Genomic DNA, 24043 nt, shown 5'->3' on the forward strand with positions numbered 1-24043 from the left:
TGCTGTTAATGGATGATTATCAAAAGTTACTCCATATTTAATGGCTTTCATATCACTATTGTTACATAGTTGTATAAATTCTCCCTCAACAAGCTCACATGAGGACCATATAGTATTAGAAGTGTATTGTTTAGTAAGGGGGTCTAATGTTATTTTGAACGAATAACCTTCATCTATATGTTTTACAGGAGAAGGGTTTGGGATTGAAATGTTATCAAAGGAATCAGAAGTATATATGGTGCTAGGTTTAACAGCCTTGTTATCGGTTTTGATAATTATTTGAAAGGACTGAACTGTTTCCGATTTATTTTTTATCCCTAATATGAAATGAAGGTTGTAATTGTGAATTTCATAATCAGCATGAACAATAGGTTCTTTTGAGAGCTCACAAATCAGAGAATCATTTCGCCATTCATATTTGCCTATAGAACTACCGTGGAAAGTAGTAATTACATCTATGTTTGGGTTATCCAAGTTATTTGTCCAAGGAAAGTTGCGTATATGCTGATAGTTTATTTATTTCTGAATCCCAGTCAGCATCAAGGCTCCATTTGGAATTGACATTTCTACGGGATAACAATATTGAGTAGTAGTTCAGGGGAACGGCTTCAGTTAATGATGCGATTAGATATCTAATCACAGCTTCTTTATCAAACATATAATTGTCAATCGCAGATGCTATAAGCTTAGGTAGGTCTGTTATGTTGGATATTTTAGTAACCATTTGATCCGGTAAGAACTCATATGGAGTGTTTCCTAAAATCATCACGGGCTTTTCATGTAATATGCCTTCCCATCCGACTGATCCAGCTATAGTAATTACCAATTGGCATTGCTTGACTAATTGAGCAGTAGGTAATAAAGGTTCTATGAGCCTGACATTAGGTATGTCTAAAATTTTATTGTAAAAACTAATAGGCCGTTTACCAAAAGATTTTGGATGATCTTTAACAATCAAAATAGTGTTTGCAGGTAAACTTAATGAAATATTGCGGATTACTTCTATCTGATTGGTATAAAAGGGAGCGTCAACTAATAATGCTTTTTCAGGTTCAGTGTGCAAAGGAAAAAATATGTAATTATGATCGTTTAATTCAGTAAGTTTGAGGTATTTTTTCTTCAATACTTTTCGTATTTGTAATTTCAGGAGCGGCTTTAGGATGATTTCATAATATAATGGTTTGATTATTCCTGGGTCATGGTTGTCTCTTAAATCTCCATATTTAATTCGTAAATCAATTAGAGCCATGTTGAGAAGTTTATAAGCTTTGAAGACTTTTAAAGTGTATGAACAAACTTTTGCAGGTATGCTGAATTTTGCAGACATACTTGTCCCTTCATATGTGTAATTTGACGTTCTTGATTCATTGAAAATTTTAGTTGCTTCTTCATAAAATGGGGTTTCAGGATTGGGGTGAGAGATTGAGAGATATCTGTCACGAATGAAATTTGAAGGTTCAGTTATATCGCTGCCGAAAGTCATGTAGTTCCCGATGCGAGTGGGCCTGATATTTAAAATCTTGATACCTCTAGATTTTGCAAATAAATTGCACAGATATTCTACTAATGTTACACATATGAACGATACGATAAAATCTGGTTTCACTTGGTCAAATAGTCGCTCTACTTCTATTAACGATTGCTGAAGAATTTGTAATTGCTCATGTTCAGAAAATCTAGATTTATAGTCTTGGAAATAAGTGCATTTTTTGCCGTTATTGATTCGTCTGTCTACCATCAAAGCTTGTCTAAATCCTTGAACGTTTAAATCCTGTTCGTATTTTTCAAGTAATTTATGGTCAACAATGACATCTTTATGAGAATTAGTAATATCCCATTCTGACAAGACGTTGAATTGTTTTAATAGATTGCGTGGATGTTTCTTTTTGAAAGTTTTTACAGAGCGTCGATGAGACACTACCATACCAATCTCAGATATTTCCATTTCACGCTGGAGATCTAATGCTAAATCATGGAACATCTTGATAGTGCCTGATTGGCTAACAAATATGGCGTTCATTGTTGCTCCTTCAAGATGTTAACGAATTTTTCTGCAATGAATGATTCTGTGGCTTCCATAGACTCGAAAGTGCAACCGCCAATGTGTGGTGTGATAAGTACGTTTTTAGGGTTTGTATTTTGAATATAGTTCCATAATGGACTACTTTGTATATTATATTCCTGGTCCAATACGTCTACTGCTACACCTGCAAGTTGTCCACTTATTAGACAACTGACTACGTCGTGTTCGTTTAGAATTTGTCCACGTGATGTGTTAATGATATAACTCGCTGGATTCATTTCTAATATTTGTTTTTCCCCTATAAGACCAGATGTAGATGAATCGTACGGCAAATGAATGGATAAAATGTCAGATCCGTGAAGGGCTTTCATTAGATCGGTGCTGCAAGGATATTCTTTGATATTTTTATTATCGAAACATTTGATGTTCATTTGAAATGCTGTAGCTATCTGTGCTATTTGGGTTCCAAGGCGGCCCATTCCCAAAATGCACAGATTTTTATTTTTTAGTTCATGTCCTTTATGTTCCATCCTATCCCAACCCCCCATTTTCACGTGTTCTACGGCTGCTGGGATGTTTCTTAGCAGAGACAACATTAGTGTCATAGTATGTTCAGCCGTAGCTGCAATAGATGCTAAGAATTCAAATTCTCCTTTGAGAGAGATGATTTGTATTTGCCGATTTTGACATTCTACTTGGTCAATATGGTCTAATCCTGTAGTAGCAGTAAGTATAAATTGGAGCTTAGGAAATCTATCTAAGAACTTACTATCTACTCTTTCGTGCAGTCGAGTAATTATGGCATGAATAGGTTTTTCTGTATGGGTATCGTAATAATTCCCAATGGTTTCTAGTATAGATATAGCCTTGTAGGAGTATTCGGATGGCTCATTGTTAAATATGTTTATCATAACAAGTTATTTTCCCACGCCGGTACAATAATTCTTGCAAGCTCTAAATCCTCATAATCGTCTAAATTGCATATATATTTTTTGGGCATTACATAAGGGACTTTATTGTCAACAATTATTTTATTGTCGCACATTAATATACTACGTCTTGCAGCATAAATGGCACCGTTTCTAACAAAACTTTGCTGAATGTCTTGCCGTCTTTTTCGTTGATTAGTATTTCCCATAATGGGGGATAGTATGGAGGAGCCTGTCTCTAAATTTGTGTCTATATGGTATTGATGATCGGGTAAAAAAACTCCACAGTCGGCAACACTAACAACTCCTTCGACAGTATCATCGTCATTCATGATTTGAATAACATTGTCTATGTCTTGGCCGGTTCGGATCGGAGAGGTCGGTTGTAAAAGGATTATATTGTCAAAGGTACATTCGGTATTTTTTTCCATAACTTGTACTGAATCTTGTAAGGATAGGACAACAGATGATTCATCCTGAGCCAGATGAGGAGGGCGATCTCTAAAGAAAATGTCGTTACTACGAGCTATTTCTAATATGTCTGGATGGTCAGATGTAACTATGATGTGACTAATCAAAGCGCTGTTTTTTGCAGCAAATATAGCATGCTCAATTAAATTTCTAGAACCAACTTGCATTAAATTTTTATCACGAATTCCTTTGCTTCCAGCTCGGGCTGGAATAATTGCTAAATTGGAAGAAATGTTTGACGGCATCACAATAAGAGAGTTTTGCTTATATTGAATTTACATTCTGAGAGGATGGAAGCAATTTTTTCACCAGCAGTACCATCACCATATAAATTGTCCTGGGTTATGTCTGTTCTACTCAATTGCCTTTTAACAGCGGAAATAATATCAGCAGAATCATGGGAACTATCTATAACATTGGAACCACGTTCCCTACCAAATTGCCTAGTGCCTAAATTAACTGCAGGCACTCCCAAGAAAGAACATTCTCTGATTGCTACACTGGAATTTCCTATAATACATGAACTAGATATTGTTAATTTCAGAAAATCTTCAGGAGACATATTTATCACAAAATGGATCTTGGAATGTTCGTGGTGTTCTCTAAAAACCCGTATTTCTTTGGATATACCTGCTGAACCCGCATCTGGGTTAGGCCAGAACCAGAAAGTAGGCATATTTAATTTGGTTATAGCTTCCAAAGTCTCCAAGGTTTGGTTGTTGGATAGGTAATGTTCAGTTGTTATAGGATGTTGCATAACTATTAAGTAATCTTCGGAAGTATTAAAAGTATTACCGACACCACCATACTTTTCAAATGGGTTGAAGTCTAAAGGTGAGTTTGAGTCAATTTGTTTCGCAATATCAATTGAAGGACACCCCGTGACATAGACAGAATCCGGATTTTCTCCCATGGAGATTACGCGTTCATAAGCTTTATTTGTTGATACGAAATGTATATCTGAAAGTTTTGTTATTGCATGTCTTACTTTTTCATCAATTGACCCAGTTACTTCTCCTCCCTGAATGTGAACCACAGGGATATTTAAGTAAGATGCTGCAATTGCGGTAGCAAGGGTTTCATATCTATCCGCGATAGTTACAACTGCGTCAGGTTGCAGTTTGTTAAGTTCTGAAGATAATTCTATGATGGCTAAACCTGTAGATTTAGCAGATGATAGCAGGGTTTCTCCTTCAATCATGTGATATATTTGAGCATCAGGGATGAACCCATCCTCCAGGATAAAATCTATCGCTGAGCCATATTTTGGTAGCAGAGCTGAACCTGAAATTATTAATTGCAGCTCTAAATCAGGATGGGATTGGATAGCATATAAGGCTGATCTTATTCTTGAGTAGCTAGGCCTTGCAGTTATTACTACGCAAATCTTACGTTTCATATTATATTCTCCAATAAATAATTGGCAGCTTCTCTTACAGCTCCGGCTCCTCCTGATTTGGTCAATTTTATGGTTGCAACGTTTAATATTAAGGATTCTGCATCTGAAACTGCAAATGATAAGCCAACGTTTTGCATAATTTCAAAGTCATTAATATCATCACCTACATAGGCGACTTGTTGAGGTTTTATATTGAGTTCGGTACATAGTTGCTTGAGAACTGCTACTTTGTCAGTGATACCACAATACACTAGCTCGATATTGAGCTTGTTTGCTCTGGATCGTACTATGTCTGAGTCTTCCCCTGTGATTAAAGCAATTGTAATATTGTGTTCTTGTAATAAACGTAGACCAACAGCATCTCGGGTATTAAATTTTTTCATGATTTCACCATTAGCAGTGTAATACATTCCACCATCTGTTAGGGTGCCATCTACGTCTGATATAAATAATTTAATTTTAGAAGTTTCAGTCATATCAATCCTTTAGAATAAATCCGAGTTTTGGTAATAAGGGTTGAGTAATTTAAGGAAGTCTTCGGGACTTGTAGTGTGAAATAATTCTATATACGGTTCTGCATGCTCCTTATTAGGCGTCGCATATATTGAGTTAGCTGCGTTTAGTCCTCGTGCTCTATGTTGGTAATTGAAAGAACTGTTTTGAGACTTCCATAGTCCCATAAGTTCAAATTTTTGAGGTTCTGATTCTGTTATATCAATGGCGATATTTGGGGAAATCATAGTGTTAACTTGATAGGACCATATTTCTTTTATGTTTTTAGTATTAATATGTTTTAAACTCTCCCATACTAAGAATGTGGCTCTTCGATGGTCTAAAGGGGACTCCAGGAAATATGGCACGAATATGCATTCTGGGTCAAATGCCGTTATAATGTTTGTGATTTGCTTAATTGCATTATTGATGTCTATAAATGATCCACGAGTAGGTATCCCTAGAAAAACTGGGTCATTATTATTGAGTTTAGCCCACACAGCTTTTGCTTCTTGTTTTCTGACTTCTATCGCATCTAAACGCTCAGTGCCATGCAATTTTGGTGATATCCCATCCATTACATATACTACCTGTACATTGGTATTTGTCTCTAGGGAATTTAGGATAGTTCCCCCACATCCTATGATGTCATCGTCTTGATGGGGAGAAAATATAAGGATATTTGATGCATCAGGTGTGGCTTTGACCGTTATATCGTTAGGTTTGAAGAATGAGTTCGATTCGATAAGATCTTTTACAATATTGAAGTCTCGCTGCTCAGATAAAAATTCTCTGTACAGCTTTGCTCTCAAATAGTACGTGTTCAAGTAATCTTGAGGAAGTAGTAATTTAGCTAATCTGTTTTTAATTTTGTTTAATATTTGCATGCTGATTGTTAAATTGAGTGAAATGGTTTTGCGTCAATAAATTTTTGAAACCAAAGTTCAGTGTTTATCCATTGCCAAACGAAAAATGAATTGTCATGTTCAATATTTTGAAATTGGGTATAAGTGGCTTCAACCATTTTGGGGTCAAACAAGCCACGCGTTTTGAATGACGACGAATTTATAATATCAAGCACCCAGGATTTCAGTTCTTTTTTTAACCAAGGAGTTTGGGGTGTTACGACAGATATTTTGTGTTGTGAGGTTAAAGTTTCAGGTAGTGATTGTTGCGCCATGTGTCTTAGAATGAATTTGCCTTGCCCATTCTGGATTTTTAAATGATTCGGGAGTTTAAAGGCAAATTCTACTATGCGATGATCTAGGAAAGGGACTCGTAATTCTATTCCAGACGCCATGGATAGTTTATCGTTCATTCTAAGCACTCTTGGGAGTTTGGTATGGATAAGATCTTGATACAGAATATTGTCTAAATATTTGGTGAAAGGTTTATTAAATCCTGCGAATTGGTTGTCTAATTGGGATATTTCTTTTGAAAGGCATTTGGTTTGTAAGTGTTCTGTTGAATCTTGGTTTTGCGGATGCCAGTCGTTTTTGAGTATGGATTTGATCTCTGCTTTGGTGAAGTCTGACACGGATGCAGGTGGCACTCTTTTTTCTAATTCATTCCAGCCGTGTTCTGTAACTATATCAGCATAATGATAAGCCTGGACATATTTGTATCCAGCAAATAATTCATCGAATCCTTGTCCTTCCATGGAAACTTTATTTTTATTGTTATGAATGGTTTTATGTAGATCGTAGTACGCTAAAGTTGGGATTCCTCCAAAAGGAGCTTCTTGAAACCATAAGAGTTCTTCAGTTAATTTTGGGATAGACGAAGCTTTTGTTATGTGAGTGATATGGTTGAAATTTTCAAGACCTAGTTCAGGGATTAAGTTAGACTCGTTGTAATTAGGATCCTCAAATGCACTAGTAAAAGTAGTCATTGGTTGAGACACATCTAAACTATCAATCAATGTGGCTAAAATCCCAGAATCAAGCCCCCCTGACAAATTCACACTTACAGGTACATCGCTTCTCATATGCAGTTTTATTGAATCTGATACCAAGCATTTCAATTCTTCAGAATAGTCGTTCAAAGAAGAATCAGGGTTTTCTGTGGATTCTTGTAGTTCCCAGTATGGATAGATTTGAATCTGGTTTTGTGTATAAATAAGGTTATGCCCACCGCGCAATACTTGAATATCTTCAAAAAAAGTGTCTTCTGAATGATCATAATACCCCGTGGTCAGGTATGTGGACCATTGTTTCCAATTGGGTTTCAATGGTATGTTGCATGCTAAGAGAGCTTTTATCTCTGAAGCAAAATATAGAGTATTATTATTTAAATGGTAAAAAAATGGTTTGATCCCCAACCTATCTCTGGAACAAAATAGCATATTTTTACGCTCGTCCCAGATTGCAAATGAAAACATGCCTATAAATTTCTCGACACATTTTTCACCCCATTTGATATAAGCGGCCAGTATCACTTCTGTGTCACCAGTAGTTTGGAATGAGTAATCTGTTAGTTGTTGCTTTAATTCTAGATAATTGTAGATTTCCCCATTAAACACGACTGTGATGTTTCCACTGTTATCCGACATCGGGCAGTTAGCTGACTCTGTTAAATCTATGATGCTGAGCCGAGTGTGTCCTAAGCCTATTGTACGGTTGTAATTTATGAAATGACCTTCATTATCAGGTCCCCTGTGGCTTTGAAATTTGGTCATCGAGTAGAGTAAATTAACATCCCAATTTTCTCCAGCTATTCCAGATATACCACACATGATTAATAAGTTTCCATTTCGTGGAGAGTTTTTATTTCGTTCATGTAATCTATGATATATTTCCCAATTTGCTGCCCAGCATGTCCATGATTAACGCCGATTTCATTTTCAAACAGCGCTTTGCGATTTTCCGCATCTGCTTCTGGTTCGTTTAAATACATATTTGTTATTTGAGCAAAGTCTTGAAAAGTTCTAGCTGTGCGTACGGATTGATAACTAAGTATACGTCTCAAATGTGTAAATCTTTCTATGGTGTTAGAAGGTAATCCTTGCTCCCAATTGTACATACTGATATTAATTGTTGGTTTATCGAATATTGCTGATTCCATTATTAAAGTAGAGTATTCTTGTACTACCACATCACAATTTATGATTGCCTCAGCCATTTCATACATATCTGTCATTTCTAGAGATGATTGCTCGTTTATATGAGGCCGTTTAGGTTCCCAGAAATGTACAAGTTCACCATATTTGTCTTTTATTGTATGTATCAAGGGCAAGTATTCTTCCAGTACCGTACTCCCATCCGCACGGATGCTAAGATGCAGAGGGTGAAACCGAACAAGGAGTTGTGACTTTGGCTGTATTTGATTCATTAATAAGGCATCCAAAATTCCTTCTATTACATCAAATCTACGCTCAAAATGTCTTGGGCCACTCATTCCATAAAATATTAGCTTTTTGTCAGGATCCAGAGATCGATTCTTAAAAAACTCTTGTTTACTATTCGGTAAGAATTGTTTATTTGAGTATTTATCCCAATGTGCAATACCTCCACTATATATATTGTCCTTATCTATATCGTGAAATACTTCTACTTCTTTTGCCATACTATTGTTCCAGGTAATTACTTTATCTGGCAGGCAACCACGGTAGCCTTTTGTACTTGAGTTGTCCCAACTATGAGGGATTGATATTATTTTACAATGATGTCTCTTGGCACTGTTCATAAAGGCGATATCGATACCATATCCCAGTGATGATATAAGTAATATCTGTGGTTTGTATCGAGTGAAATAATCGTCATAAATTTTGCCTGACAAAATCAGAGACATGATATATATAAGCGCTCTTCTGGCAAAGTAAGAATGACATGTGAACCAGGAGACAAGTTTAATTCCCGTAAATATTAGTTTCCCGAAGAAACTGGTGAATTCCGACTTATATTGTATCTTACGTAAGTTGATTGTATGGTTAAACAAGTCTCGAGTACTACCAGAAGTCATTATGCGAATTAAATTTAGGCTTGTGATTAAGGTGTTCTGGCGTATATTTTCCATGGATTGGCTATACAATACAGGCTCTATGGCAATTTGGTTTTCAGGGAATAATTTTTCGAAGTGCTCCACTTCGTCATCTTGTACAAATAGTACAATTTGCTCTCCAGAATCCTTGAGTTTTGTTAAAATATCACTGGAAGCGAGATATCGCATACTGAAAGATCTGTAGGCGTGTATAAAAACAGTCATTTTTAAACGCTACGATCTAGCTATTTCAACTATTTTTCTGCCTATATTCAAACCGGCAGTGCCTAGGTTCTCACCGCACTCAGTTTGGGCAAGTTTGTATCTTCCTGGTTGTTTCAATGCAGAATTGTTGACTGAATCACAAATATATTTTTGCAATTGATGGGAGTCGTATGCTACGACTGTAGCGTCATTCTCCAGTACTCTTTGGTTGTGTGTCTGGCGTTCATCCGCATCTATATCAAATCTAGCGACTTTGTATGAACTGGGATTCTGATTGCTGTCTTGGAAGCATACGTTGATCGTAGGTGTATCAAATATACTGGATTCGATATTGAGAGTAGAAAACATGTTAATTACAACTTTGCTATGTTTTAGGATGGAGCCTAATTTAATGATTTCTTCTTCAGGCATAAAATAGCGAAGATCACTGCCTATGATTTCTGGACGGTCTATTGCTATCAATTCAGTGCCGTATTCTTTTAATAAGGTATCCCATTCATTGTGCTCTGTAATTATTTGATTGCTTGAGGTTCGGAAATAAATTGGGTGTAAACGTACCAGCAATATGTAATTATCTAGTTCAGGAGTACTTCTAATGGTTTCGCATATTATTTTCGCGATGTAGGGGTTTGATTGGTAAGTATTTGGAGACTTGGTTCCTAAGAGAATGATATGTTTGTTGGCGGGTATATTCAGAATAGAATCTAGTTGTTGCCGAGTCCACAGTTGATCAGGTGCATTATAAGAATCGTAATGTGGCACTCCTCCGACATAAATCGTATGAGGCTTTTTATGATGCAATGTTACTAATTCAGATTTCATAATTTCGGACCAGGTGATTATATGAGATGTTAAATCTGCGCCGTATCCTCTTACAGTGGTGTTGTCCCAACTCAAAATATAGCTGATGGTTTTTATCTTCCTCTCAGATGCTTCTCTTAAAACATATGCATCATGATCGAATGTTCCCAGACTGGTAGTGACTAACACAGCAGGTTTGAAAAAATCAAAGAACGCTTGGTTAGCTTTGACTAGAGAAAGTTTGTTTTCCAGTAACACAAAACTGCGAATCATTATTGGATGAAGTTTAGCTACTAAAACTAACAGTCGAACGATGTAAGTTACTATTTTGTTATTAATGTTTGGATGGTTTTTACTATCTTTAATCTCCATTTCAAATAGATCAGAAACGGTTTGAGTTTTTAAGGAAAATTGTCTAACCATCCTCAATATCCTGTTGATAGGTTTATTGCTGTTGCGGTCGTATTGATCAGTTTCTAATTTATGAACTGGTATATCATGGAATGGAGTAGTATCCAAATAAGTTTTGATACTGTTTGGGCCTGATGTGAGTATAACTGGTTGCAATCCATTTTCAACTAATGTTTTTAGTATGTCTGATTGGATGATTACTCGTGCGCCAAACCCTTGTTCTATCAGGAGAGCTATGCGGTGTTGCTTTGTAGTCATTAAGTGATGTTAGTCTGAGTATTTCAGTTTGACTCTATTGGGTTTTTCGATTTCCATGATGGATTCAGTTTTAAAACTCAAAGCTTGTGCCACTGTTATGGTGTCTTTGCGAACTCTTCTTAGGCCGTCAGGTTCTAAGGAAGCGGCATGGTCAGTACCTTTCCATGCTCTATCCAGAGTAAAGTGTCTTTCTATGAAATCTGCTCCTAGTACAAAAGCAACGCCATCTAATCCTATGCCGGTGTAATGAGCAGAAAAACATATTCCTTTGACGATGTTTCCATATTCTGATTTTAGCCGACTGATAGTTAAGAGACATATGTCTTTGGGCGGTACAGGGTATCCAGACGTGCAATGATATAGCACTAAGTCTTTGAGCCTGCCGGAATTTTCGAATAAGCTGATTATTGAATCCTCTTCCTGAGGAGTGGTCATACCTAATGATAAGTGGATATCTCCAGAGTAATTATTACAAAGGTAATCCAACATGGTGTAATGGGTATTGGAAGGTGACCCGATTTTTATAAATGGTGGTTCTAGTTCCATTATTTCTTTTGCGGACGTTAAGTCCCAGACTGATGTACTATATCCTATCCCTATTTCTTTGCAATATTCCATAAGTTCTTTGTGTTGTTCGGAGGAGAATTCCAAGAATTCTCTGTGGTCTCCATATGTGCTTCCATATGAATTTTCTTCAACGGGATGAGGAGCATTGTATTGTTCAGTTGTGAGCAGTTCTTTGGGATTTCGTTTTTGAAATTTCACATACTGAGCATCACAGAAGACTTTTGCTACACGAATCATCTCTTTAGCTATTTCAATGTCTCCTTTATGATTGCATCCGATTTCTGCAATAATTGTAGGAGGGTCTCGCTTTATTAGGTCGTTTATATTTAATGAATTGTTATTCATGTAAGTTTACTTTTTGGTGTCGTCAGAATTTCTATTTATGACTTGATGCAATTTTGTTTGGTCACATCGATTAGCACATTTATGATTTGCAGGAAAATTTCCTTGTAAATGCCATTCTCTTAAAAGTCTGTATTTATCTCCATTCCATATCTTTTCTAGTGACTGTTCTTTGACATTACCTAATTTCATTTCGCAATTGTAATCTTGGGTACATGGCACGACGTCACCATTAGCCATCACAGTCATGGAAGACCAAGGGTATTCACAATACTGTTGAGCATAGTGGGATTTATTGGTCATTTCTACATCTTCTTCGTAATACCATCTGTTATCTTGACTTTTAACATAGGCATAGACGTCTAGGTCTTTCCACATGTCCATGAATTCTTTTTGCATAGATCTGTTATCTGTATTTTCATTTAGTTCAATCATTGTTGGAACAATTAATGTTTTGTAACCTTTCTCTTCTTTCATATTGATGACGTCTTTGATGGTTTGATAGGCTTTCTCAAAATTGTTATATCGCCCTCTTATTCTTTTTGCGTTGGAGTCATCTAAGGCATCAATGGAACATTTCAAAACTGTTAATCCAGCTTCCATTATGGATTCAGCTCTTTTGACTGATAAATTGGCAGGAACACAAGAAAAGTAGGTGGGTATGTTACGGTTTGTGCATGCTTGTACTCGGTTCACAATATTTTTATCTACCAAAGGTTCCCCATATCCATGTAAAATCACACATCGAGACACCACATAGAAGTAGAACGCGTTTTCAGAATGTTCATCGAAATTAATACCATATTCGGTATTTATGAAATCCCAGAAAGCCTTCATGTTTTCAGGCGTGTGAGGTGTCATTTGGTCTAATACATTTTCGAATGTTTGATCATCTATCCAGTCAATATCTCGGGTCATTAAACTTGTTCTTGGGCACATGATGCAAGTCATGTTACAGTGATTGGTAGTTTCGATGTTGAACACGTGTGGTTTACGCGATCTTAGTGATTCCAGCTGCTCTTCTATTTGAATGAGGTCTTTACTGGTTATACGGCCGTCCATTAAATCTTTTTTTAGACTATCTGCTTTTTGTATAAAATTGATATCGTACATAGTGATTAACCTTATTTGGAATCTATATATTTTTTTATTGAAACAGTTGTTTCCAGCCCTTGTAAGCTGTTATGGATGTCGTTGATAGGTTCTTTGTTATTAATTATTGCATCAAGGAAGTTTTCTAATTCATCAACAAACATTGTATTTCTTTCCCAGGAGTCTTCTACTCTAGAAATTTCTTCAATCTCTCCCGAAATGGTTAACTTTGCTATATTTTGGTAATAATCCCATTCTATATTACCGTTTTCACCTATAATTTTCATGGTTCTACTAGGTGGATTTTGTAAGTAATCTATATGCATGTGAATTATAGCATCATCACAAGTTTTTAAAGTTGCACTAACGTAATCTTCTACGTTCGTTCCTAGGCTAGGGCTGTTGCCTCCATGCGCATATATCAATTCTAAGTCGCCGAATATCCAGGTTAAATAATCGATATCGTGGATTTGGGTTAGTGCTACTCCTCCTCCTAGTTCTTTCCTGGAAGCATAGCTGTTTCTGTGGTCTTCCCAAGGATGCCATAAAGGTAAGTACTCTCCAGAATTAACGTTTACATGAAGGATTTCCCCGATACTTTGAGTTGATATCCATTTTTTTATGTCGAGTAGATTTGGATGAAATCTGATTTGATAACCTACTGCTACTGTCACTTTTTTTTCATCGATGAGTCTAAGCAATTCCGGTATCGATGTTAGGTCATTTGATATAGGTTTCTCTATAAACACATGTGAATTATGCTCTATTGCTTTTAAAGTATAATCCATATGCATAGAAGTGGGATTGCAAATAAAAACCAAGTCATATTGATCATTTAAAGCCATATCATAATTGTTGTATAAAATAGTATTAGAATGCCCTGTTGGGAAAGGTGGTTTTAAGGTAGAGGTTCGCATTATGCCAATTTTTGTAATCCCTAGTGTACGGAGATTATTATAGTGCCTAGATCCTATTGAACCAAACCCAACTATCAAAGCACTTAGTTCTGATATGGACTTCACATTATTCTCCATGAAGAAACCTCGAGAAATCTAAGCTCAATTGGTCATCTATATCAACTATATTAGTTGACTGCAGTATGTGACCCATAATTTTACTTCCTGACATGGATGATAGATGAGTTATGGTATTAGTTCTGATTACATCCAAATATCCAGGCTGAAAATAAGACACCGGTAAGGATTGCCTTGGCTGATTGTAGGGTTCATGTATTTCAGAAGATATTAGTGGGCTTAAATACTCAAAATCTCCGTCTAATGTCCACATTTTATAAGGATGTTCTCTGGAAGGTGTAACCACTCTTAAGGAATCGGCTTCTTTGGTCATGAGCATTTTATTTATACATTCTTCAATAACGTTTACATTCCTGAATGGTGTAGTGGGACGCAAGTGGATTACTAGGTCTGGGGAATAGGATTCGTTGAGTTGTAGCCATTCTAAACAATGCTGGAACACAGGTAGATCTGGAGTGTCGTCCTCCGATAAATTAGCGGGTCTAATAAATGGAACTTCTGCATCATAATGTATGCTAACGTCTTTTATTTTCTCTGAGTCGGTAGTTACTAGAACTCTACTGATAGAAGGTGTTTCAATTGCGGAAATTATGCTATGCGCTATTAAAGGCTTCCCTGCGAGTTCGACTAAGTTCTTATCCGGTATGGATTTTGAACCACCTCTTGCTGGAATAATTGCTAATACATTTGGTTCGGACATAACAATAAATCTATCAAACTAGGTCTTCTAATAATATATGTTTATCTGCCTTAATCGATTTGTTTAATTGCTTCCCGAGAATTTTAGTAGCCTCATTTGGGGGCAATCCTGTTCCTGGTTTCTTGAAGGCTATATCTTCTGGCGACAGTTTGTGACCTGAATTTAGATCTTTGTTAGCGACAATACTTTTTGCAAACAAATCTCTTATTGGTTTAAGTTGTTGAGCCATTTGATCTTTATTAACAGGGTTTTGGACCATCTTTTCTATATATCTTATCCCTTGTACCACCTGAGAAAGTTCATCTAAGGTAATGGAAGCTGGGACATCGGGGCCGAACATTTGTTTTGAAAAGGTCACATGTATCTCAAGCATGTCAATTTGTATTGCTGATGCTGCCAATGGAGCAAAAATTGTTCCAGAATGGTCTGAAAGCCCTATTGGGATATCGAACAGGTCTCGATACAATGGGATGTTGTTAATGCCAATTTCCTCTGGAGGACACGGATATGCGGTGGTGGTTTGGAAAACTAACACCGGGATTTTAAATTCTTTTAAAAAGGATAATGTTTGTTGAATCTCTGACATATCACTCATTCCAGTTGATAACAATACAGGTTTACCTGTTTCGGCGATTCTGGTGAGCATCGGGATATTATTTACTTCTCCAGAAGCTATCTTCCAAGCAGGCATTCCTATTTCCTCCAACATAGCAACAGCTGCTTCTGAAAAAGGTGAACTTAAGAAAGTGATACCTACTTCTGTACAGTGGCTTCGTAACTCAGCCCATTGTTCTTTTGTGAACTCCATGCGTTTCCAATATTCGTATCGGTTTGCATCCTGTTTACTGAATTGAATTCTAAAAGGTTCATCTGGAGTGCTCTCTTCTGAGGCAATGTGAGTTTGAAATTTTATCGCGTCTGCTCCAGCTTCAGCAACTGCATCAATATACGCATGAGCTGCTCCGAGACTCCCATCATGAGCTTGTGCTATTTCTGCTATTATGAAACATCTTCCGTCACCAATAATATTGTTATCTATCGAAAATTTTTTGTTAGTGTTCATTTCAAGCCTCCGTATCAAAAGTCATGGTCTGGGACAGGATTGTTAAATGTCTGAGTAAAGGATGCATAATGTAATAATTATAGCCTTCGGGATTCTGTTCTATGCTGGTTGGTAATTTTTCATTTTTTATGTATTCTGTGATTACTTCTAATAATAATTGCGACCTTATGTAAGGGTCATATTCGTAGTCAATTGTGTTCCAATCGACAGGTGGATCGAATCTCTTGCGCAAAACGATTGGCCCAGTGTCGATATTCTTGTCAAGCAAGATTGCAGCAGCACCACATGAGTTGTCTTGGAGCAAACTATAGTAAATGGTGGTACTACCTCTGTAATCGGGCAAATATCCTGGATGAATATGTAAAAATTGTTTTTGGGTGTCAAGGATATTACTTTTGATTATGGCTCCTCCGCTACCAGAATATATGAAAAGTTTGATGCGGGAATTAATGAGAGTTTTTTCCACTTGCTGATCATTAATGTTGGAAGTTTCCAATGTAGTGACATTAGTGCGCATTTTTTCTAACATTTCGAGTGCGCTTGATTTAGAATCAAAAAGTGAGGTGTTATTATTGCTAGAAGGCACCTTAGAGGAACCATTTTCTAATAATATGGCTTCTTTTAAATGGATTCCGTTTTCAATGAGACTTGATAGATATGCTCGGGTTCTCATGGAATCAACTGCCAATAATCCTATGTTAGTACTAATCATTTAGGTAACGAGTCTTTGTTAAAGATTTTATACTCGACAGTTCGAGCCTCAAAGATATATGAATAAACTGTTTAACCTCAGGTTTTAAGTGTTGGTCTGATATAGATATGATCAAATCGTTTAGCTTCAAAGCACTGTTTAAATACCTGTAAGTAATAGACTTTTGTTGTTTTAATAACAGTATGATTGAAAATAGAGTGTAATTGATAATCTCTGTATAATTTTTTGATATTGGTTTGAAATTATTGTCGTAGTCAGAGTATATTCGTTTAGTCACTTCAAATTTTTGTAGCAGTTTCTCCAAAAACTCTGAGTCTAGGTTATCTTTATCCCCGTTATTAATATCTGTAGAATTTAAAAGACTAAGTAGTTTTACAGTAATTGAGCTTTTGTATGTTCCCCTTAAGTAATATTCTTTTGAGACCAGTTCTATCTGTCGAATGTGGTCGTGCGAGTATTCTGGTACCTCAAGATTTTTAAGGTAATTCTTTCGATTTTCAAAATAGTCTGCAACAAATCTGGAACCATGCCAAGGAGTATATTGGTAGTTTTCTTTAGTGACTAATCTGTTTGTACATGTGTATGTGTATGTGCTATGCATTCAGTCTATGCTTTATATGTCTTAAAATTAATTCAGTCGCTTTTGGAATAGTTGTATGATTTTCATAACTTTTGATAATTAGATCAGGATTTTCAGGAGGATAGAATTTTATATCTTGACCTACGACATTTTTAGGGGTTTTTAAAGAGTATAAGCCTTTTTGATCACGGGTTTTAATAATCTCTATTGGAACTTCTAAATAAACTTCAAAGTACTCCTGGTAATTGGCACGATTCCATGCGCGATCTTCTTCGAACAAGGATAAAATAGAACATATAACGTTAATATTTTGGGAATCAAGGTGCTTACACAAGTTTCGGATGCGATTGGCATTAATTTTGCGGTCATAAATAGAGTGTCCTAGGTCATTCATCATGATATTTCGAACGTCATCTCCATCTATAAATACGCAGTTTGAATGTGTCTTTTTTAACTGGTCGAATAGTTCACTTCCTATTGAAGTTTTGCCTGACCCAGGCATCCCTATAATCCAAATAATCATGTTAAGCGGTTTTTGTACCTATAAATACTAATACATTACAGAATTGATTGGGGAATAAGGTTACCAGTAACTTATCTAAAATTTTCCCAATTAGGTTTAGTTGGTATCCCTGTGAACGATTAGAGCTTTCTGAAGAATTAGAAATTGCTAAAGCCTTCAATCGGTAAAGAATTGATACATTGCGTGCTCTATAAACTTTTGTGGTGTTTAAGGACTGTTCAGCTAGTATCTCTTTGAATTCAGTTTCAGAAAACATGATTCGGTGGAATTCCGTTTTTTTACGGTTACACGAGGAGACTTTATTCCCCAAGCGATTCCAATACCATTCATTCAAGTTCATTTCCCAATTATTAGGCCTAATTGAGATGCAAAATTTACCTTGGTCTTTTAATACCCTTGAACATTCAGATAAAGCTGTTTTGATATCTGAAATATCTTCTATATTATGGTAGACGCCAAAAGCCATAACGGTATTATATGAATTGTCAGGAAACGTTAAATTGATAGCATCACCTATATTGACAGGAAGTGCATGGTCGGAAAGTTTTGCGTTGGTTACAGCTATTTCGCTACGCTCTACTCCTGTTATATTAAAACCCTGATAATAGTAATGTTTTAATACACGCCCACCCCCGCATCCAATTTCTAAAGTTGGCGTGCTTTTATCATCCATTACTAGTTCTGCGTATTTAATTGGGTAGATATTGGTATTTGCAAAGTGGGATTGGTCAGAACCAGTTTCTGCCCATCGTCTATCCCAATAGTTAGGATTACTTTCGTGTCTATAAACTTTTTTCATTCTGAATAATTGTATGGAAGTGTTTTTCAGCGATAGATAAATCACTGAGTGAGTCTATTTCTACCCATCCTCGATTGATATGCACAGGGGTTAATTTGATAAATTGGTCAGCAAGCATTTGGAGTAGGTCAGTCATGTATAGATGTCTTGCAGCCATAGGATTCTGTTCACTAAAATTTTTGTAGGTATCCAGAAAAGCTTTTTTACCAGAATGTTTTATACATGTTAAACCAATATATTGTGACTCGATTTCTTTCACATCATTCGGCTTTTGACCTATAGAATAAATGGATTCGTTAGTAATTTTTAACGATTCTGCGTCTTCTAAAGGATTATCGAATCTTTCGTTCCAATATTGCTTCCACTTATCATCTACAACCACGGATATGGGTGCTTCAGACTTGATAAGCCTACTCAATATTTCAGGGGAATAAACAATATCACCATAAGAAATGACGAATTCTGGTTTCATTATAGGTTCTGCACAAAATAGAGAGTACACCATATTACTGTTTTTATATTGAGGATTATGCACCTTAGTTATACCGGGAATTTGTATTGCTTCACTTCGAAACCCGGTGATTACTATTATGTCTTCGATCCCAATAGATTGCGCTACTTCAATTTGCCATTCTAATATGGTTTTGCCTCTTAGTGGGACCAGACATTTGGGGATCTTTGCCGTAATAGGCATCAATCGAGTTCCCATACCAGCTGCTAGGATTATTAATTGCATTGATTCATCCAATATCTCAATATGATCTCATCTAAGTCTTTGGAATTTGGACTGCGTTCAGGATGCCATTGAATACCAACAATAGGAAGCTTCGGATGATACAAACCTTCGATGATTTGATTATTCCATGTAGCAAAAGGATTTAATTCGTCACTTAAATCTAAGATACTAACGCCATCGTCATGGTAAGAATTCACAGAAGACTTATGGTTAGAAAAACCAGATGTTATGGGGTTTTCTAGGAGGTCTATTTGATGTTCATGAGCAACTGTGTGTTTGTAAGTGGTGCTGATGTTTTTGGTTATATTACCTCCAAAATATTTGTTAATCATTTGAAATCCTCTGCAAGTTCCAAGAATGGGTAATTTCTTTTTAATCCCTATTGTTAGGATGTCCCATTCAGTAACATCTCTTTGATGGTATATGCTTTCATTTGGATTTGTGGGAGCGTGTATGATTGAATCTCCGCCTGTAATGATTATCCCTGATATATCTACAGAGTTTAGGAACTGGTTAATGTTTGCTAAATTATTCGGGATTAATAAAGGTGATATATCGTATTTATTTAAATAATTCACCCAGTCGTGACTTATGCTATCTCGATACTCTACGTATGAAGAATTTTCAGTTATCCTCATACTCATTCCAATTAGCATGAGATGCCTCTGACAAGTTTGTTAACACAATCTAATTCTATGACCGTGGATGATTTTAGGTGATTGTAAATTGTGCTTCCACAGCCTATGGCGGCAGGTATCCCAAACTCAGCAGCTCTTATTGACATATGTGAGGCTGCTCCGCCATATTCAGTAATAAGACCGGCAATATGATGACTGAAAATCCAATCATATCCTGGATCTGCTGATGATATTAAAATTATCTTCCCATCTAGTTCGGTATATTGAGTTTTAGCATCATCGAGTATTATTGGTGCTGCGGTAATACGCTCTCCGGAAATATAATTAGGATCAGTTTTTAAGGCTTTAAAATATGAAATATTTGTTGAGGGGCCTATTACATGGGGCAACTTAGTGTGGCATGTAAGATTCCATTTTTTTTCTTGGTATTGTTTGATTCTGATTAAGTCTGCTTTTATAGCGGGACTAGGGCTTTCAGATGCCAATTTTTCAAATTCGTTGATATTTAAATAGGACAAGTCATCTTTGGAAAATCCGATAAGTTCACCTAGATTAGAAATTGATTCCAGTATTTCATTCACTAATTTCATGAATTCGAACTTTGCAAGTTCTCTGGCTTGAATGCTTTGAATAATGAAGTGGATTAATTGTTCTGGCTCGATTTGTAACCCTAACTGGTGTAATGGTTTATCGATTAAGATGGAGTAAGCATCTGACGAAGTTTTATCAGACAGAGTTGTTTCATTATTATTGTCATTGGACTTATTCTGATTTGATGTAAAATATTTATTGTAGCCGGTTTTGTAGTTTTCCGATGTTATATCGTAGGAACTAGGTCTTAAATGACCATACTTAAGCAATAAAGTGTCTAATGATATCTCCCCTGCTTGATAACGAGACATATCTTCGGACATATCTGAAGCTATAGTCGGGATACTTCTATAAATATCAGTTAGTTCTGATTCAGAAAGTATGTTTTTTTTCTTTAAGGATTTAAGGATTGAGATGGCAATAAATGCGCATCTTGCTAATTTAGCAAAGACTAATGTGCCTTTATTCTCGCATTCGGATAGTAAATGGCTTATTTTGTAGCTGATTTCTGTGATGGAATTAGGTCTATGGTTGGCCCATTTATAGATTGAGTTTTCTATAGTCTTTAATGCTTCGAGTTCTTTAGAAATTTCAATGCACTGTCCTGAAATAATATCTTCAGTTATTTTGGTCAAGGATTTTTTAAAATGAACCACTTCATTTTCAGTTAACCCTGCAATGTACATGTCTGGGACATAGTCATCAAAACTTGAATCGAAACATGTGGGCGTTAATTCGAACTCGATTTTATCGTGTAGTTCTGGGTTCATCTGAAGTTTATATAGGCAATGATTTATCCATTTGTGTGCAGTTTCTTGTTTTATTGATGCAGGTAATAAAGAGTTAAGGCTCAGTTTAATATTGACGTAAGGGACTCCTCCAAGAGATTGTATAAGTTGTTTTTCTCCCATGTCGGCATATCCGAGTTCCGCGCGAGACTTTGCCCAACTACTTCGTCCTATGAGTCGTTGATAGAGTGATAGTGCTAATGGTCTGGGTGTTGTGCCTAGCATTTCCACAGGGTTCCAATCCGTCATTGTCCCTAAAAGTGTAAAATCACCAGCATAGACTTTATCTGAATTTGAGATCGATTCAATAAATTGTTGAATGTTGTCGAGCTGTTCATACAGGTCTTCATCTTCTAGGATGTATTTTCTAGCTTTACTAGATATGGGTCTTAATTGAAAGAGATATAATTCATTAGAATCACTTACCCCGAATTCAATGTCTAAATCAGATAAATTGGTCAGAGTTTCAAGTTCCTTGACCAATTCAACACACAATTTTATATGATTATCTTTATAGTCCATAGGCTCACTGAGGAGTTTTTTATTGATGAAAATAGTTTCAATATCTGTTCCATGCCCACTAGTTACAGCGTCAGTTACGCCTGTATTCCGATCTATGTTAATTAACATATAAGGAGCTGCAGATTCCAAATCTCTAGTAAATATCACCCCATTAGACGTTAAATTAGTTTGGTAATGCTGTATAAACACTTCATCATTTGGCAAAGTCGTTAGATTTATTGCAGCATAACTATCGAAGACATCTGAAATCGCCTGATTTATTCGATGTTTATCATCAGATGAAATACCTTGTATTGTCTTAAAAATCCCAGCATTTGACATATTTAAGTTATCTTCGGATGATGAAGTGCTTCTAACTATTACAGAGCAATTTATAAAGCGTTTGGATATGGTTTGCATTATGATGTCAGGGTTTTCCTTCCACTCGTGGTATGAAAACTTATATTGCTCTAACACTGTAGCGGATTTCAGTAAAGGTCTGACTTGTTCTAGGGTTTGAGCTTTTCCTTGGAATATTGTTTGAGTAACAAAAAGTTGCTTGTGGATAGGAGCTGCTAAGCCATTTACATCTGTAGTGCGGTAGGGCAAAGAAGCTGGGAGGTTATAAAGTATATCTTCTAGTTGGGATTCAGGGTTTTTATTAGCAATATCAAATATGTGTGCCATAAAGTTTTGTCTCAGGGTTTTAGGGACATATATAACTCCAGCGAATTCAGACTCATTTGAGTGGGAATGGTTTTGAGCTATGCAAATTTTACTTGGGTCCGTACTCAGAGGTTGCAGTGCTTCGGGTAGTAATACGCTTGTGGCTCTAACTATTATCAAGTCGTTGTTGGTTGTCTCATTAATTAATGTTAGTCCAGAAGCTTCACCTTTAGAGTTCCAATCTTGATGATACAGAAAATTAAATTCAGGATAACTCTGGATAACCTTTTGGATCTGGTATCCACCTATGTAAGTAATACCGGGTATTTGGTTTATTGTTGCAAAGTGATGTATCCAGTCTAAAACGGTTGAGTTGTTGTGTATATTAGTTAATGAATTTGGCAAACTTTTGCGCTGATCCAACCTCCTACGACCTCGTATGCAGTCTAGTATTAGTAACTCCATAGTGTTAATTAATTAATCCAGTGCATCCAGAATACTATTTGATTTGGAGTCTACTAACTGTGCGGGGTTACTTACAATTTTACAAATGTTAATAAGCTGCACGAATACTTTCACTCGCCAAGGTATGAACCTATATTTACGGGAGGATTTTGTAAGCCCATGGGTTCTTTTCTTGATATCTATAAAAGTGGCCTGTAACGCTAATAAATATAGTGTGAATGTTCTATGCTTAGGTATATTGTTTAGAGGGTTATCGAAATCGAATAAGTTAAGTTGGTCAAAACAATATTCTTCAAAAGTTGTTACTGGGTTTTTAAGTACACTTGATTGTTTAGCTATCTTACCTGTATTCAAGGAATTCTGCCTAGCATTTCCTCCGTAAGGTATACCGAGTATGGTCATGTCATTTGTTGATTTTGTTGCTTTGATTTTTAAAAACTCACATAATTCAGATATTTGTAGGGTTTGATCTTCTCTAAACTTATTTACTGACGTAATGTGTAAATAAGGACGATTTTTGTGACTTTCTATAAGGGCATCGATTTTTTTGTAAGTCCTCAGCCAATAAACTGCTCCTTTGCTAGCTGTGAGATCATAAAATTCATTTGGGTTAATAGTCTTTAAATATGTTTCTCTTAGGGATGCATAACTTTCTATTGGTTTTCTATAAGGAAATATTAATTTAGAATTTGCTAGTAGGGCTTCGTTTGACCAGTCAAACCCTCGAGCTGTGCATAGCATTGCATAATACTTAACTTCTTTATTTTTATAGTTTTTATGAGAAGAATGAAAACATTGGAAAAAATGCCTTAAATATTGGATGCTGCTCATAACTTCGCTTTGTTTAATATTTAGCAAATCTTTAAATAATTCGATGTCGAATGGTCCTATGGATTTTCTGAGATCAAATTTAGAGTGAGAATTCTCTAATGTGTTGATGGAGAGTCTTTCTCCAAATCTATCTTCAAAATGTGCAATAAAGGCGGTATTTAATTCTTTAACAGACGCTGTTGCATTGCCCTTACTAATACGATTGAAAGTCATAGCAAAGTAAAATTCGGACGGCCAACTTAAGATATCAGGATGATTGTCCAGCAGAGCCAGGATTGCACTATTTGCTGATCTAGGCGCTCCAACCAGAAATAAAAATTTTGGTTCTTTAGGGTTGTGATTTGTCATATGTTGTGAGGAATAAACTTTTTTGGAGAGTTATAAAACCATTAAGACTTTTTGGTGTAAATATTAAAAGTAAAAAAGAT

22 protein-coding genes are annotated in these 24043 nt (G+C 36.1%); all 22 read right to left on the reverse strand.

The features are described from left to right. A partial coding sequence (locus FI695_03900; protein MQG51104.1) for a hypothetical protein occupies positions 1 to 474 on the reverse strand: 474 nt, incomplete at its 3' end. A gap of 1 nt (position 475) precedes the next feature. Beyond that, positions 476 to 2020, reverse strand: a complete 1545-nt coding sequence (locus FI695_03905; GenBank protein ID MQG51105.1) for a hypothetical protein — start codon at positions 2018 to 2020, stop codon at positions 476 to 478. Further along, entirely contained in the window at positions 2017 to 2934 is a 918-nt protein-coding gene (locus FI695_03910) for a hypothetical protein (GenBank protein ID MQG51106.1), read from the reverse strand. Before FI695_03910 ends, FI695_03905 begins: the two co-directional genes overlap by 4 nt. Then, positions 2931 to 3668, reverse strand: a complete 738-nt coding sequence (locus tag FI695_03915) for an acylneuraminate cytidylyltransferase family protein (GenBank protein MQG51107.1) — start codon at positions 3666 to 3668, stop codon at positions 2931 to 2933. The genes FI695_03910 and FI695_03915 overlap by 4 nt, the downstream gene beginning before the upstream one ends. Beyond that, positions 3668 to 4822, reverse strand: coding sequence for a UDP-N-acetylglucosamine 2-epimerase (hydrolyzing) (gene neuC / locus FI695_03920; GenBank protein MQG51108.1), 1155 nt, complete (start codon positions 4820 to 4822; stop codon positions 3668 to 3670). Before neuC ends, FI695_03915 begins: the two co-directional genes overlap by 1 nt. Continuing rightward, complete coding sequence (locus FI695_03925; GenBank protein ID MQG51109.1) at positions 4819 to 5298, reverse strand: HAD-IIIA family hydrolase; 480 nt, start codon at positions 5296 to 5298, stop codon at positions 4819 to 4821. The genes neuC and FI695_03925 overlap by 4 nt, the downstream gene beginning before the upstream one ends. Positions 5299 to 5307: 9 nt before the next feature. After that, a complete protein-coding gene (locus FI695_03930) occupies positions 5308 to 6201 on the reverse strand; it encodes a PIG-L family deacetylase (protein MQG51110.1) in 894 nt (297 codons plus the stop codon). Positions 6202 to 6209: 8 nt separating this feature from the next. After that, positions 6210 to 8048 (reverse strand): asparagine synthase (glutamine-hydrolyzing), encoded by a 1839-nt coding sequence (gene asnB / locus FI695_03935; GenBank protein MQG51111.1) that lies wholly within the window; start codon positions 8046 to 8048, stop codon positions 6210 to 6212. A 2-nt stretch (positions 8049 to 8050) separates the two neighbouring features. Then, complete coding sequence (locus FI695_03940) at positions 8051 to 9517, reverse strand: hypothetical protein (GenBank protein ID MQG51112.1); 1467 nt, start codon at positions 9515 to 9517, stop codon at positions 8051 to 8053. 9 nt (positions 9518 to 9526) lie between these two features. Continuing rightward, positions 9527 to 10987 (reverse strand): hypothetical protein, encoded by a 1461-nt coding sequence (locus FI695_03945; protein ID MQG51113.1) that lies wholly within the window; start codon positions 10985 to 10987, stop codon positions 9527 to 9529. A gap of 9 nt (positions 10988 to 10996) precedes the next feature. Beyond that, a complete protein-coding gene (locus FI695_03950; GenBank protein MQG51114.1) occupies positions 10997 to 11899 on the reverse strand; it encodes an N-acetylneuraminate synthase in 903 nt (300 codons plus the stop codon). 6 nt (positions 11900 to 11905) lie between these two features. Further along, positions 11906 to 13009: a radical SAM protein gene (locus tag FI695_03955; GenBank protein ID MQG51115.1), complete on the reverse strand. Its 1104-nt coding sequence runs from the start codon at positions 13007 to 13009 to the stop codon at positions 11906 to 11908. 11 nt (positions 13010 to 13020) lie between these two features. Then, on the reverse strand, positions 13021 to 14022 hold the full coding sequence (locus FI695_03960) for a Gfo/Idh/MocA family oxidoreductase (GenBank protein MQG51116.1): 1002 nt from the start codon (positions 14020 to 14022) through the stop codon (positions 13021 to 13023). Beyond that, positions 14012 to 14722, reverse strand: coding sequence for an acylneuraminate cytidylyltransferase family protein (locus FI695_03965; protein MQG51117.1), 711 nt, complete (start codon positions 14720 to 14722; stop codon positions 14012 to 14014). Before FI695_03965 ends, FI695_03960 begins: the two co-directional genes overlap by 11 nt. A gap of 13 nt (positions 14723 to 14735) precedes the next feature. After that, a complete protein-coding gene (locus tag FI695_03970) occupies positions 14736 to 15785 on the reverse strand; it encodes an N-acetylneuraminate synthase (protein ID MQG51118.1) in 1050 nt (349 codons plus the stop codon). A gap of 1 nt (position 15786) precedes the next feature. Further along, the gene (locus FI695_03975) at positions 15787 to 16497 is read right to left on the reverse strand and encodes a hypothetical protein (protein ID MQG51119.1); all 711 of its coding nucleotides are present in this window, start codon (positions 16495 to 16497) and stop codon (positions 15787 to 15789) included. A 593-nt stretch (positions 16498 to 17090) separates the two neighbouring features. Next, complete coding sequence (locus FI695_03980) at positions 17091 to 17600, reverse strand: adenylyl-sulfate kinase (protein MQG51120.1); 510 nt, start codon at positions 17598 to 17600, stop codon at positions 17091 to 17093. Between the two features lies 1 nt (position 17601). Continuing rightward, on the reverse strand, positions 17602 to 18399 hold the full coding sequence (locus FI695_03985; GenBank protein ID MQG51121.1) for a class I SAM-dependent methyltransferase: 798 nt from the start codon (positions 18397 to 18399) through the stop codon (positions 17602 to 17604). Continuing rightward, entirely contained in the window at positions 18383 to 19135 is a 753-nt protein-coding gene (locus tag FI695_03990; GenBank protein ID MQG51122.1) for a phosphocholine cytidylyltransferase family protein, read from the reverse strand. The genes FI695_03985 and FI695_03990 overlap by 17 nt, the downstream gene beginning before the upstream one ends. After that, a complete protein-coding gene (locus FI695_03995) occupies positions 19126 to 19791 on the reverse strand; it encodes a hypothetical protein (GenBank protein ID MQG51123.1) in 666 nt (221 codons plus the stop codon). Before FI695_03995 ends, FI695_03990 begins: the two co-directional genes overlap by 10 nt. Next, positions 19785 to 22784, reverse strand: a complete 3000-nt coding sequence (locus FI695_04000) for a hypothetical protein (protein MQG51124.1) — start codon at positions 22782 to 22784, stop codon at positions 19785 to 19787. The genes FI695_03995 and FI695_04000 overlap by 7 nt, the downstream gene beginning before the upstream one ends. A gap of 12 nt (positions 22785 to 22796) precedes the next feature. Next, a complete protein-coding gene (locus FI695_04005; GenBank protein MQG51125.1) occupies positions 22797 to 23963 on the reverse strand; it encodes a sulfotransferase in 1167 nt (388 codons plus the stop codon). Positions 23964 to 24043 lie beyond the last annotated feature (80 nt).

The organism is SAR202 cluster bacterium (genome assembly GCA_009392515.1).
Taxonomy (GTDB): domain Bacteria; phylum Chloroflexota; class Dehalococcoidia; order Lucifugimonadales; family UBA6952; genus UBA6952.